The sequence below is a fragment of the Actinoplanes sp. CA-252034 genome (genome assembly GCF_050956125.1).
Classification (GTDB): domain Bacteria; phylum Actinomycetota; class Actinomycetes; order Mycobacteriales; family Micromonosporaceae; genus Actinoplanes.
Genome location: NZ_CP191846.1, coordinates 1,491,299 through 1,504,081, shown reverse-complemented (window position 1 = coordinate 1,504,081; position 12,783 = coordinate 1,491,299). Strand labels below are relative to the sequence as shown.

12 protein-coding genes are annotated in these 12,783 nt (G+C 71.4%); 7 read left to right on the top strand and 5 right to left on the bottom strand.

The features are described 5' to 3' along the window. Positions 1-734: 734 nt before the first annotated feature. Entirely contained in the window at positions 735-2,468 is a 1,734-nt protein-coding gene (locus ACQPZW_RS07070; protein ID WP_433794022.1) for a glycoside hydrolase family 3 protein, read from the bottom strand. A 160-nt stretch (positions 2,469-2,628) separates the two neighbouring features. Next, the gene (locus tag ACQPZW_RS07065; protein ID WP_093611019.1) at positions 2,629-3,120 is read right to left on the bottom strand and encodes a DUF3145 domain-containing protein; all 492 of its coding nucleotides are present in this window, start codon (positions 3,118-3,120) and stop codon (positions 2,629-2,631) included. 248 nt (positions 3,121-3,368) lie between these two features. Between ACQPZW_RS07065 and ACQPZW_RS07060 the strand changes: the two genes are divergently transcribed. Beyond that, entirely contained in the window at positions 3,369-3,695 is a 327-nt protein-coding gene (locus ACQPZW_RS07060) for a hypothetical protein (RefSeq protein ID WP_433794021.1), read from the top strand. Between the two features lie 67 nt (positions 3,696-3,762). Here ACQPZW_RS07060 and ACQPZW_RS07055 read toward each other — a convergent pair whose 3' ends face one another. Further along, positions 3,763-4,380, bottom strand: coding sequence for a carbonic anhydrase (locus ACQPZW_RS07055; protein WP_433794020.1), 618 nt, complete (start codon positions 4,378-4,380; stop codon positions 3,763-3,765). Positions 4,381-4,561: 181 nt separating this feature from the next. Between ACQPZW_RS07055 and ACQPZW_RS07050 the strand changes: the two genes are divergently transcribed. Then, positions 4,562-5,500 (top strand): alpha/beta fold hydrolase, encoded by a 939-nt coding sequence (locus tag ACQPZW_RS07050; RefSeq protein ID WP_433794019.1) that lies wholly within the window; start codon positions 4,562-4,564, stop codon positions 5,498-5,500. Positions 5,501-5,683: 183 nt separating this feature from the next. Then, positions 5,684-7,810, top strand: coding sequence for a HelD family protein (locus tag ACQPZW_RS07045; protein ID WP_433794018.1), 2,127 nt, complete (start codon positions 5,684-5,686; stop codon positions 7,808-7,810). A gap of 3 nt (positions 7,811-7,813) precedes the next feature. Here ACQPZW_RS07045 and ACQPZW_RS07040 read toward each other — a convergent pair whose 3' ends face one another. Then, entirely contained in the window at positions 7,814-8,692 is an 879-nt protein-coding gene (locus tag ACQPZW_RS07040) for an SMP-30/gluconolactonase/LRE family protein (protein WP_433794017.1), read from the bottom strand. Between the two features lie 180 nt (positions 8,693-8,872). Between ACQPZW_RS07040 and ACQPZW_RS07035 the strand changes: the two genes are divergently transcribed. The 3 genes from ACQPZW_RS07035 (at position 8,873) to surE (ending at position 11,704) form a co-directional block, all read left to right on the top strand. Continuing rightward, a complete protein-coding gene (locus ACQPZW_RS07035) occupies positions 8,873-9,790 on the top strand; it encodes a cation diffusion facilitator family transporter (RefSeq protein WP_433794016.1) in 918 nt (305 codons plus the stop codon). A 106-nt stretch (positions 9,791-9,896) separates the two neighbouring features. After that, complete coding sequence (locus tag ACQPZW_RS07030; protein WP_433794015.1) at positions 9,897-10,841, top strand: PfkB family carbohydrate kinase; 945 nt, start codon at positions 9,897-9,899, stop codon at positions 10,839-10,841. After that, positions 10,838-11,704 carry a 5'/3'-nucleotidase SurE gene (gene surE, locus ACQPZW_RS07025; RefSeq protein ID WP_433794014.1) on the top strand — a complete coding sequence of 289 codons (867 nt, stop codon included), beginning with the start codon at positions 10,838-10,840 and terminating at the stop codon, positions 11,702-11,704. Before ACQPZW_RS07030 ends, surE begins: the two co-directional genes overlap by 4 nt. An 18-nt stretch (positions 11,705-11,722) precedes the next feature. Here the strand turns inward: surE and ACQPZW_RS07020 are convergent, their stop codons facing one another. Beyond that, positions 11,723-12,067 carry an STAS domain-containing protein gene (locus ACQPZW_RS07020; RefSeq protein WP_433794013.1) on the bottom strand — a complete coding sequence of 115 codons (345 nt, stop codon included), beginning with the start codon at positions 12,065-12,067 and terminating at the stop codon, positions 11,723-11,725. Between the two features lie 291 nt (positions 12,068-12,358). On the opposite strand from ACQPZW_RS07020, the gene ACQPZW_RS07015 reads away from it, so the two are divergent. Next, a complete protein-coding gene (locus tag ACQPZW_RS07015; RefSeq protein WP_433794012.1) occupies positions 12,359-12,736 on the top strand; it encodes a hypothetical protein in 378 nt (125 codons plus the stop codon). Positions 12,737-12,783: the final 47 nt, after the last annotated feature.

The window sequence follows — 12,783 nt, the reverse complement described above, 5'->3', positions numbered from 1 at the left end:
TCTCAGCGCAGCCGGGTCCCGGCGTTGCTCTCGGCGCAGCCGGGTCCCGGCACATCGTGACGGCCGTCGACACCGCCCTCCGCGACGTGTCCGGGTCGTTGGGCTCGGGCGCCGCACCGGGTCACCGATCGGCGGGAGCCTGGGGCGCTTGCATCACGGGCGGTCATCGAAGCTGGATCACCGGTCCGGTGCCGTCACGGCCGGGCATCAACCCGGGGTGCGAGAAAGGCTGCAAGATCAGCCTGGGACACACACACCCGGCGAACGGGGCATCAGGTGATCCGAGGAACCGGGACGGACCGCCAGCGCCAGGAGAAACCGGGACGGACGCTCGGCGCCGGCCGCCGGACCGTCAACCTGCACCGCCCGCAGCCGGGAGGGAACGCCCAGCACCAGCGGCCGTGCGGTCGGCCGGAGCAGGCCAAGCGGGCCGGAGCAGGCCAAGCGGGCCGGGACCAGGGCCGAGACCGGGCCGGGCCGAGACCGAGCCGGGCCCAGACCGAACCGGGCCGAGACCGGACCGGGCCCAGACCGGGCTCGACCGGGGCAGCCGGGCCAGGAGAGGACCGGAGGGGACGAGGGCGGGGCGGCAGCTCAGGACCGGGGGCAGGCGGGGCGGGACGGACGCATGAGCCCGGCGGACGCGCTGGCGGCCGGACGGACCGCCGGCGTCGCGGTGTAGGGCCGGAACGGCGTTGGTGCGGTCGGGGCCGCCCCGGACCGTACCCCTGCCGCTATTTCGCGCAAGCGCTCCGGGGCAGCTTGCCGACCGCGATGGGCGACCGCCCGGGAGCCCCGGCCTTCCCGGCGATGACGGCGGCGAGCGCGGTCAGCGACAGCCTGCTGGACGAGTAGGTGGCGACGAGGGTCGGGGTGGACGCCTGGGCGAGGAGGCCCGGCGAGTCCATCATGACGGTGATCGCCGCGCTGTCGTCGAGGTCGATGCGCTGGTCGCCGTAGCCGACCAGGCGGATGACGGCGCCGCCGGAGCTCTGGACCTGGACGCCGGCCTCCTGGAGGGCTTTGACCAGGTTGACGCGGGCGACCTCGCGGTTGGCCGGGGCGGAGACCGAGACCGGGCCGTCGGCGAGGGGGCCGGAGCAGCGGCCGCGCAGGACGGTGACGGCGGCCGCGTCGAGGGCGGAGACGGCCTGCTGGTTGGCGGGCGAGCCGATCGCGGAGAGCTCCGGCTGTGGGGTCTGCGCGGTGCGGAACTTGAGGGTGAGGATGCGGGTGACGGCTTCGGTGAGGCGTTCCCGTTTGAGACTGCCGTTCTTGAGGCCGGCGAGGATGCCGTCCCGGGCGGCGGTGATGTCCGGGGGCATGAGCAGCATGTCGTTGCCGGCGTTGAGGGCGCGGACGGCGGCCTCTCCGGCGGGCCACTTCTTGGCGGGGGCCATGTTCATGGCGTCGGTGACGGCGACGCCGTTGAACTTGAGCCGGCCGCGGAGCTCGTCGGTCATGATCTTGTGGGAGAAGGTGGCGGCCACGCCCTTGTCGACGGACTGCAGGTTGAGGTGGCCGGACATCACCACGCCGGCGCCCGCGTCGACGCCGGAGCGGAACGGCGGGAGGTCCTGCTGTTCCCACTTCTTCCGGTCCTGGCCGATCAGCGGCAGCTCGTCGTGGCTGTCGGCGGTGGTGTGGCCGTGGCCGGGGAAGTGCTTGAGGGCGGCGGCGACACCGGCCGACTGGAGGCCGCGGACGGCGGCGGCGACCTGGTCGGCGTTCGCCTTCGGGTCGCTGCCGAACGCCCGGGAGCCGATCACCCCGCCACCGGTGGGGTTGAGCGTGTCGGCGACCGGCGCGAAGTCGACGGTGACGCCCATCGCGGCGATCTCCTGGCCGGCCGCGTGCCACGCCGCCTCGGTGAGATCGGGGCGGCGGGCGGCGCCGAACGCCATCGCGGACGGGAGCACCGTCACACCGTCGGTGACCCGGGTCACCGTGCCGTACTCCTGGTCCATGCCGATCATCAGGGGCGCGGAGGCCGGCAGCTTCAGGGCGGCGTCGCGCAGGCCGGCGGTGAGCTCGCGGACCTGTTTCGGATTCTCCACGTTGGTGGTCGGGTTGGTCTTGCTGGTCGGGTCGTCGACGGTGAAACCGACCAGGATCATGCCGCCCAGACGGAACTTGGCGATCATCTCGGCCGGGGTGTTCACGCCGGCCAGGCCCTGGTTGGCGCGGGCGTTGTCCTGGTCGACCTCGGTGGCGGAGCTGCCGTAGGCATACGGCATCAGCACCTGGCCGGCCAGGTCCTCGTCGCTGAGGCGGGCCACGATCTCGGCGGCACGCGCGGCGGGGTCACCGGCCGGGGTGGCCGGGGCGCTCTCCGGCGCCGGTGAGGCGGGACGCGGCGAGGCGGTGGCCGGCGGGGCTGCCGCGGGCTCGGGATCGTCGCCACACGCCCCCAGACCCAGGAGCAGGGGTACGACCAGAGCACGCGCCAGGTTTCTCACGATCGCCATCGAACCAGTTCACGGCAAAGGTCGCCACTTCGCACCGCCTCCGTGCTCTGGGCATGCTTCAGGGGGATTTGCCCGCCGCCCCGGGGTGGCCTCGCCGGCCCCGGGGTGGGCTTGCGGGTGACCTCAGCCGACCCGGGTGACCTCAGCCGCCCGCGTGACCTCAGCCGACCCGGGTGAGCAGCGTCACGGGGGCGCCGTCGCCGGCGTACCGGTACGGCTCCAGCTCCACGTCCCAGGCGGTGCCGAGCGCCTTCTCCAGCGCATGCGACAGCGCCTCGGGCGCACGGACCGAGGACATGATGGCGCGCAGCCGGTCCTCACCGATCTGGATGTCGCCCGAAGCGCCCATGACCCCGTGGAACAGCCCACGACCGGGAACGTGCATGAACCGTTCCCCGTCGACACCCGGGCTGGGCTCCTCGGTTACCTCGAATCGGATCATGGGCCACTGTCGCAGGGCAGCAGCCAGCTCGGCGCCAGTACCGGCCCGGCCGGTCCAGCTGCACTCGGCTCGGCGCATGCTGGGATCGACTGGTTGCACGGTCCATTGCAGGTTGACCGGCGCTGTCAGGACGCGCGCGATCGCCCACTCGACATGCTGGCACACGGCGAGTGGGGTCGAGTGGACGTATACGACGCCACACGTTGGCACGGTGACCTCCCGGAGACCGAGGTGCGTCTTCCCCTACGACCTCGACCGCGGTTGATCGTGTCCCATGATGCCGGGTGGTACGGATGGTGCGCCAGAGAATCCGCAACATCGACTATGGGAGCCGTCGTAGTGGCATACCCTGCCCAACGGCCTTACCTGCTCTGACGGTATGGTCGAGGGGCCGTCGTGTAGAGTTGCCACGGCCTTTTTTCTTTCTGCACCCAAGCTTTCCTTCAAGGAGTACCGCCGTGGCGAGCAACACTTCAAAGACCGCCCGCGCATCAGTTCGCGCCGGCCAGAGCACCGGTGGCGCCCTCAGCGTGCTCGGTGAGTACAAATACCTCATCCCGCTCGCCAACGGCCGCTTCGCGTACGTGCGGAATCTGACCAACGGCAAGACCGCGCATCTCAGGACCGACTCGGACGCCTTCGTCGAGGAGGTTCGCGTGCTGGCCGGTGCCGGTCACGGTGCCAAGATCCGCGCCGAGCTGGTCACCCTGCACGAGAAGCACCCGGAGGACGGCTGGGCCGACACCGAGAAGCGTCTCGTCGACGCCGGTGTGTTCGAGGGCTGAGCTCGCGCGTAACGCGAAAGCGCCTCCCGGTTTCGACCGGGAGGCGCTTTTTCGCATGATCAGTGGATCAAGGCAGGAACTCGACCCAGCCGCTGTCCAGGTCGTAGACGGCACCGGCCACCTTGATCCGTCCGGCCGCGATCTCCTGGGCCAGCTCGGGCACGTCCCGCAGACGGTCGACCGTCCGGCCCACGTGCTCGCGGACGGCCTTCTCGTCGGTGTCCTCGTCGTCCAGGCCGACCGCCCGCACCGCCGGGGCCAGCTCGTCGACCAGGTAACCGACGTAGCCGACGTCAGCGCCGGGCTCGGCGCCGGCCCGCAGCGCCTCGACCGTGGCGTGCACCGCCCCACAGCGCTTGTGGCCGACCACGAGGACGAGCGAGACGCCCAGCTCGGCGACCGCGAAGTTGATCGACCCGATCAGTGAACGGTCGAGCACGTGCGCGCCCGAGCGGGCCACGCAGATCGACCCGAACGTCTGGTCGAAGATCGCCTCGAGCGGGACACGCGAGTCGATGCAGCCGAACACCAGCGAGTGCGGCTTCTGCCCGTTCGCGGTGGCGGCGGCACGGGCGACGTCGTGGCCGTACCGGGGGCGGCCGTAGACGAAACGCTTGTTACCTGCGATGAGTTCGCTCATGGCTGCGGAGGGCGTGCTGACCTGAGCGTCACGAGTGGCCGTCATGAAGAGGATTTTCGTCGGCCAGGCTCCATGGTGAAGTGTTTGCGAGGTAACTCACTGTCCCGTCACTGCGCGACAGGTAGAGGCAAAACTCCTCACGAAACATGCTGGTAATACTCGGGATCACGAGTGATGCTTATTACCCGCGGGTACTGCGGGGACCGTGACCATCACGGAGGTACCCATGCTCACTCTCGCCGACGGTGTTCAGCTGCACGTCTCCGTGACCGGACCCAAGGACGCTCCGGTCACCGTGGTGCTCTCGCACGGCTGGTGCCAGGACCGGCGTACCTGGCGGCAGCAGATCGCCGCGCTGGACGAGATGGGCCACAAGGCGCCGCGGGTGATCGCCTACGACACCCGGGGCCACGGCCGTTCCAGTGCCACCCACCTGCGGTCGGCCACCCTGGCCCAGCTCGGCGACGACATGGCCGAGGTGGTCCGCCGGTTCGCCCCGTCCGGGCCGGTGGTCCTCGCCGGGCACTCGATGGGTGGCATGGCGGCCATGGAGTACGCGCACCGCCACCCGGCCGAGTTCGCCGACCGGGTGAAGGGCCTGCTGCTGGTCTCGACCACGGCCGAGGGCCACACCCACACCCGGTACGGCCTGCCCGACCAGCTGGCGACGCTGCTGCGGGCCGGGGAGACCCTGGGGGCCGGCCTGCTCGCCCGCTCCGGGGCGTGGCGCCCGCACCGGGTGATGCTGCCCGCTCTGCGCCCGGCGCTGCGCTGGCTGCTCTTCGGCGACGAGTGCGCCGAGGAGGCGATGATGTTGACCATGCGCGGGCTGGGCCGGGCCCCGCTGCGCTCGATCGGCGGCTTCCGCGAGTCGATCGGGGCCCAGCGGCGCCTGGACACGCTGGCCGGGCTGGCCGACATGCCGGCCGCCGTGCTGGTCGGCTCACGGGACCGGCTGACCCCGCCGGCCTGTGCCGAGTCGATCGCCGCGGCGCTGCCCGGTGCGGAGCTGACGGTGGTGCCGGGCGCCGGGCACATGCTTCCGCTGGAACGGCCGGCCGAGGTGTCGGCGGCTCTCGTCACGCTGGTGCGCCGCGCGGCCCGCCAGGCGAAGCGGGATCGCCGCCCGACCATGGCCCGCTCCCGCTGCCGCAAGGCCGCATGACTCGTTTTCCGGGGAAATGCACACCTTGCGGTGATGGGGCGACGATCCTGAGAAGTTCCGACTTCCGCGTGACCGCCGGGCTCGTTCGACGCGGGGACGCGGACGGGAGTAAGTTCGATTGCCCCCTTCGCGCGAGCGCGTCCGCGCGTGTGGTGGTGCGCCACGAGAGGGAGAACAGCGGACTTGAGCGACACCACCATCCTGGAGCAGGAGATAGCGGTCGAGCAGGAACACGTGGACCGGGTCTACGCCCGTCTCACGGAGCTGCGGCGGGACGCTTCCCGCGCCGAGAAGGAGGGCTATCAACTCGCCGGCGTCGGCACATTCGGAGCCCTGGTGGAGCGGGACGCGATGGTCTTCCATCGGGCCCGCCGCCGGCACGCCCTGGATGCCGAGCACGAGGGCCTGGTCTTCGGCCGGCTCGACCTGCTGACCGGGGCAACGCACTACGTGGGCCGGATGGGCATCCGCGACGACAACTCGAAGCCCCTGGTCGTCGACTGGCGGGCGCCGGCCGCGGCGGCGTTCTACCGGGCCACCCCGGCCGATCCGCTCGGCGTGATCCGGCGGCGGATGATCCAGTCGTCCCGGGAGCGGGTGACCGGCATCGAGGACGACCTGCTCGACCCGGACGCCGCGCCCGAGGGCATGCGGGTGGTCGGTGACGGCGCCCTGCTGGCCAGCCTGGCCAAGGCGACCGGCCGCGGGATGCGCGACATCGTCGCGACCATCCAGCGCGAGCAGGACGACGCGATCCGCTCCCCCGCCCTGGGCGTGACGATCGTCACCGGCGGCCCGGGCACCGGCAAGACCGCGGTGGCCCTGCACCGGGCGGCGTACCTGCTCTACTCCGACCGCAGCCGGTTCGTCGGCGGCGGGATCCTGGTGGTCGGACCGTCCGGCGTCTTCGTGGACTACATCGCGACCGTCCTGCCGTCGCTCGGCGAGGAGACCGCCACGCTGCGGTCGCTCGGCTCGCTGGTCCCCGGCTGGGACGTGACCCGGGTCGACCCGGGCGACGTGGCCTCGATCAAGGGCTCGCTGCGGATGCGCCGGGTGCTGGAGCGCGCCTCGCACGACGCCGTGCCGGGTGGGCCGACCGAGCTGAAGCTGCTCTACCGCGGCACGCTGCTGCGGCTCAACGCCAACGACCTGGACCGGATCCGGCGCTCGGCGCTGCCGAACGGCGCCCGCCGCAACGAGGTCCGCGGGCGCGGCTTCGACCGGCTCTTCGACGCGCTGTGGGCGCAGGCACGCGACGCGAAGGTCCGGCTACCGGAGAAGCGCGAGTTCGAGTCGGAGCTGGCCGACCGCACCGACTTCCGGGAGTTCCTGAAGGCGTGGTGGCCGCGGTTCACGCCGATGCGGGTGCTGCGCTGGCTGGCCGACCCGAAACGGCTCCGGGCGTACGCGAACGGCGTGCTCTCCCGGGACGAGATCGCCGCGCTGCAGGGCTCGTTCGACGCTCTGGCCGAGCACGGGCCGACGATCGCCGACGTGGCGCTGCTGGACGAGCTGGACGAGCTGATGGGCCGGCCCCGGCAGGCGCAGCGGAAGTCGAAGAACCCGTTCCACGTGCGCGACGGGATCCAGGAGGTCAGCACGTTCGCCGACCGGCAGGCCGCCGCCCGCGCCCAGCAGGTGCAGCGGGAGGACGACTACCGCGATTACGCGCACGTCGTCGTCGACGAGGCACAGGACGTGTCGCCGATGCAGTGGCGGATGATCGGGCGGCGTGGCTCCTACGCGTCGTGGACTATCGTCGGCGACCCGGCGCAGACCGCGTGGTCGGGTGACCCGGCCGAGCTGGACCGGGCACGGGACCGGGCGCTGGGCAGCCGCAAGCGCAACAGCTACGCGCTGACCACGAACTACCGGAACTCGTCGGAGATCTTCGAGGTGGCGGCGCGCGTCATCCGTACGATCATGCCCGATCTGCCGTTGCCCTCAGCGGTGCGCAGCACCGGCGTCGCGCCGGCCGACGTCGTCTCCACCCTCCCCGGCCTGCCCGAAGCCGTCCGTGAGCTGGCCGAGAAGCAGCTGGCCGAGGTGGACGGCACGATCGGCGTGATCATGCCGGTGCCGCGGCGCGACGAGGTGGCCGGCTGGGTGGCGGGGCTGCCGGAGCGGGTGCAGGTCGTGACCGCCCTGGAGGCCAAGGGCATGGAGTACGACTCGGTGGTCCTGGTCGAGCCGTCGCAGATCGCGACCGACCCGGCCGGGGTCCGCACCCTGTACGTGGCCCTGTCCCGCGCGACGCAGCGGCTGACCACGGTGGGCACGAACCCCGGCTGGCTACCGAACGGGTAGCGTCTACGGAATCGGCACGGAGACCGCGTTGTACGCGGTCTCCGGCGTCGGCGGCGTGGTGAAGCGGGCGTTCGGCAGGTAGAAGCGCTTGCGGTACTCGGCGATGGTGGTCGGCACGTCGAAGGACGCGGAGCCGGTGCGGGAGAGGACCTCGCCGGAGGTGCCGCGCCGGTCCAGCGCGACCTTGGCGATCACGTTGAGCCGGTTCTGCACGACGTAGAGGTCCCTGCCGCGCCGCCACAGGCCGTCGCCGTTGGGCAGCGTCTCGGTGCCGAGGTCGATCCGTGAGGTGACACCGTCGTGGGAGACACGGAACAGGAATCCGGTGTTCGACTGGACGATGATCAGGCCGCGGCCGTCCGGCGTGGTGCTGATGCCGTTGGCGTTGTTGCCGGTCTGCAGGACGATGTCGCCGGTGAGCGGGACCGCGACGGCCGCCGAGGGCAGTCGCCCGTGCCGGCCGAACGGCACCTTGAACAGGGTGAGGCTGCGCGAGTCGGTGAACCAGGCGGCGTCACCGGTGACGATCACGTCGTTGATGAACGGGCCGTCGGCGGCGGGCCGCAGCTGGTACGACTTCAGCACGGCGCCGGTGCGCAGGTCGATCACCCGCGCGTCGCCGCCCGCGCCACCGGCCACGAAGAGCCGGCCGTCGTCGATCTTGAGACCGAGCGAGGGGGTGCCCGGGCCCTCGCTGAACGTGGCGCCCGCGCCGGTGCGCAGGTCGACGCGGTAGATGTCGCCGTCGACGCGGGAGCCGAAGTACGCGTACGGCCTGTCGCCGATGGCGATGCCCTCGGGCTGGAAGCCGCTCGGCAGGGTGATTGTGGCGGGTAGTGGGCTCGTCGGGGCCGCCGCGGCGGGTGCGGCGGATACGGTCACCGCAATTGCGGTGAGGCAGAGAGCGTTCGCAAGGGTACGCCGAAGCACGAAACTTCCTTTCCGATGCAGAACGGGACATCAAGATTCTCGGCGCACGTGAAGGCACACACAACTGATTGCATACATAGCAATGTCCGCATACATTGGCGACGGCCTGCCGGACGACGGAAGGTGGACTCCATGGGAGCCGGCCACGACCACGGGACCCGAGATCTGATCACCAGCGGCGCCGATCATCGACGCCGGCTCTGGTGGGCAGCCGGGCTGCTGACCGTCTTCATGGTGATCGAGGCGGTGGCGGCCTGGATCACCGGCTCGCTCGCGCTGCTCTCCGACGCCGGTCACATGTTCACCGACGTGCTGGCGATCGCCATGACCCTGGCCGCCATCACCGCGGCCCACCGCGCCGGCACCGACTCCGGCCGCACCTTCGGGCTCTACCGGCTCGAGGTGCTGGCCGCGCTCGCCAACGCGGTCCTGCTCACCCTCGTCGCCGGATTCGTACTGGTGCAGGCGGCCCGGCGGTTCACCGACCCGCCGGACGTGCCGGCCGGGTGGATGCTGCTGGTCGCGGTCGGCGGCCTGGTGGCGAACCTGGTGGCGTTCGCGCTGCTGCGCTCCGGGGCCAAGGAGAACATCGGGGTCCGCGGGGCGTATCTCGAGGTCCTCGGCGACCTGCTCGGCTCGGCCGGGGTCATCCTGGCGGCCCTGATCATCTGGGGGACCGGCTGGACCTATGCGGACCCGATCGTCGCCGTGCTGGTCGCTCTGATGATCCTGCCGCGCACCTTCGCGCTCGGCCGCTCCGCGGTCCGCATCCTGGTCCAGGCCGCCCCGGAGCATCTGGACGTCGCCGCGGTCCGTGACCGGCTGGCCGCCGTTCCGGGCGTCTGTGACGTCCACGACCTGCATGTGTGGACGCTGACCGAGGGCATGGACGTGGCCTCGGCCCACCTGAGCCTGGACCCGGCGGCCGAGCTGGGCGCGGTGCTCAGCGTGGCCCGCGAGGCGCTGCACGAGGACTTCCACATCGACCACGCCACTCTCCAGGTGGAACCGGCCGGCGCGGGCCGTCACTGCACCCCCATCAGCTGGTGACGTAGGTAGCGATCATCCCGGGTTTCGGGGGACGATCGGGTCATGCCATACACACGGCATCTGTACTTTTTGCGAACCGCCACGCCCGATGCGCAAAAAGATAACAATGCGAGACATGAGTGACGGGCGTGTCATGGTCTTCGCGCCGGCCCCACAGCTGACGGTGACCATCGAGCAACACCACGACGAGCCGGAGTTGCACGTGCACCCCGGCGGTCAGGGCATCTGGCAGACCCGCATGATCACCGTGCTGGGGGCGCAGGTGACGCTCTGCACCGCCGCCGGCGGCGAGGTGGGGCGGGTCCTGGCGCCACTGCTCGGCGAGCTGCCGGGCGTGACGTTGCGGCTGGTGCGACGGGAGCACGGCAGCGGCTGGTATGTGCACGATCGCCGCGGCGGCAGCCGGCAGGAGATCGCCGAGCGGCCCGGCAGTCCGCTCTCCCGGCACGAGCTCGACGAGCTCTACAACCTGACCCTGGCCGAGGGCCTGCGGGCCGGCATCGCGATCCTGAGCGGTCCCGCACACCCCTCGGTCATCAAACCCGAGGTGTACGGCCGCCTCGCCGCCGATCTGCGGGCCAACGGCTGTCATGTCATCGCCGACCTGTGCAGCCGCCACCTGGCCGCCGTGCTGGAGGCCGGGATCTCGGTGCTCAAGATCAGCCACGAGGAGCTGATCGCCGACGGGATGGCCGCGGACGGCAGCACCGGGGCCCTGACCAAGGCGCTGGTCCAGCTGCACGAGGCGGGCGCCGAGACGGTGCTGGTCTCCCGGGCCGACATGGGCGCGCTCGCGCTCTTCAACGAGAAGATCTACACCGTCGCGCTGCCCCGGCTCACCCCCGCCGAGCATCGCGGCGCCGGCGACTCGATGACCGCCGGAGTCGCCGCCACCCTGGCCAACGGCGGCCCGATGGACGAGGCGATCCGCACCGGTGCGGCCGCGGGCGCCCTCAACGTCACCCGCCACGGTCTCGGCACCGGGCACGTCGACGCGGTCCGGGTCCTCACCGAGAGGGTTCGGCTGACCCCCATAGAGAAGGCATCATGACCCCCACAGCGGGCAATCACCAGCGAATGCGAATCCTGATCACCAACGACGACGGCATCGAGTCCCCGGGCATCCGCACGCTGGCCCGTACCGCCGCACACGCGGGATACGAGGTCGTGGTGGCGGCACCGCTGAGCGAGTCGAGCGGCGCCAGCGCCTCGATGACCGCGGTCGTCCAGGACGGCAAGATCGTCTCGGAGGCCCGGGAACTGGCCGGCTGCAAGAACATCCCGGCGTACGGGGTGGCCGCCTCCCCCGCCTACATCGTGCTGCTGGCGCTGCGCGACGCCTTCGGGCCCGCCCCGGACGTGATCCTCTCCGGCATCAACCGGGGCGCCAACGCCGGAGCCGCGGTGGTGCACTCCGGAACCGTCGGCGCCTGCCTCACCGCGGCGCACGCCGGCCTGCACGGGCTCGCCGTCTCCCTGGACGTGCTCACCCCGGCCGCGGCCAGCGCGTCCAGCGGCGGCGCCGCCATCGCGGCCCTCGACCGGATCGACGACGAGCAGCACCACTGGATCAGCGGCGCCGAGATGGCCATCAAGCTGCTGCCGTCGCTGATGCACACGCCACCGGGGACCGTCTTCAACCTCAACGTCCCCGACCTGCACGTCGACGGCATCCGAGGGCTGCGGCAGGCGTCGCTGGCCCGTTTCGGCCAGGTGCAGATGAGCATCGCCGAAGCCGGCGATGGTTACGTCCGGACGGCGGTGCAGGCCGCCGAGGAGAGCCTGGACCCCGGCACCGACCTGGCCGCGCTGGCCGAGAACTTCGCCGTCGTCACGCCGATCCGGGCACCCCACGAGGACCAGAACATCCGGATCAACGTCGAGGGTGTGCTGGTGCAGAGCCCGGCCTACTGAGCCGGGATGCGAGCCGGGTCAGGCGGTGACCGTCTCCTCGTCGAACGGCTGTGGATTGCCGAAGAGGCCGAGCAGCCCGGTGACCCAGAGCTGGCGGTGCGCGAATCGGCTGGGGCGCGTCACGACCAGCTTGACGCCACTGACGCCGGCCAGCTGGAACGCCGCGACCAGGGCACTGATGCCCACCGAGTCGATGAAGGTCACGTGCCGCATGTTGAGCTCGATCCGGGCGGGCGAGCCGCTGGACAGGTGCGTCGCCACGGCCTCACGGATCTCGTACGCATTCTCGACGTCGATCTCGCCTCGCGGCGACACCTCCACCGCGCCGTCGGCCAGCGTCGACGTCGTTATCGACAGCGTCACGTCTTCCCTCCACCCACCCGGCAGATCCGGGTGCTGTTCCTTCTATACGCGGGCGGCCACAGCACCGGCCCCGGGCAGGGCGGCGAGGGTTGCCCTCGAAAGGTTCGGTGAAACTGCCCGAAAGATTAGGCCCCGAACCTGTCAGCCACCTGAGTGGCCCGTGTGAACCTCGTCAACAGTACTGCGGGGCGTCAAATCGTTTTGGAAACGTGATGGCATCCACAACGGACGTTTGCCGACGTCATAGATGGGAAAGACCGTTGAACGACCCTTCGCAGGAGGTGACGGACGATGTTCGCGAGCAAGAACCGGGCCGAACGGACCGCCGAGGAGGCCTGGGAGCACCTCTCCAGCGCCTGGACCACGGCCGGGGACAGCGCGGAGCGGGCCGGGCGGCAAGGCCGGCGGCTGGCGTCGCGAGCCGGTGACCGGGTGACGTCTGTCACCGACGAGGCGGTCGCCCGTGCCGCCGCGGCCGCCGATGCGCTGGCCGGGCGACGGCCGTCCCGCCCGTGGGCGCTGATCGCCGGCGTCGGCATGCTCGGCGCACTGGTCGGCTGGGCGGCGGCGAGCACGGCCCGCGCGGCTCTCGAGCGGCAGGCCGAGAACGAGGAGATCGAGCTGGCCGAGACGGCGGTCGTGGTCACCCCGACGTACGACGACCACTGACCTTTCGGGGGCGTTCCGGCTTTTCGGGGGCGTTCCGGCTGCCCCCT

Excerpts from the sequence above, each read along its gene's own strand:
- ACQPZW_RS07070 (WP_433794022.1), bottom strand. The coding sequence starts at position 2,468 with ATGGCGATCGTGAGAAACCTGGCGCGTGCTCTGGTCGTACCCCTGCTC.
- ACQPZW_RS07055 (WP_433794020.1), bottom strand. The coding sequence starts at position 4,380 with ATGACGGCCACTCGTGACGCTCAGGTCAGCACGCCCTCCGCAGCCATG.
- ACQPZW_RS07050 (WP_433794019.1), top strand. The coding sequence starts at position 4,562 with ATGCTCACTCTCGCCGACGGTGTTCAGCTGCACGTCTCCGTGACCGGA.
- ACQPZW_RS07035 (WP_433794016.1), top strand. The coding sequence starts at position 8,873 with ATGGGAGCCGGCCACGACCACGGGACCCGAGATCTGATCACCAGCGGC.
- ACQPZW_RS07030 (WP_433794015.1), top strand. The coding sequence starts at position 9,897 with ATGCGAGACATGAGTGACGGGCGTGTCATGGTCTTCGCGCCGGCCCCA.
- surE (WP_433794014.1), top strand. The coding sequence starts at position 10,838 with ATGACCCCCACAGCGGGCAATCACCAGCGAATGCGAATCCTGATCACC.
- ACQPZW_RS07015 (WP_433794012.1), top strand. The coding sequence starts at position 12,359 with ATGTTCGCGAGCAAGAACCGGGCCGAACGGACCGCCGAGGAGGCCTGG.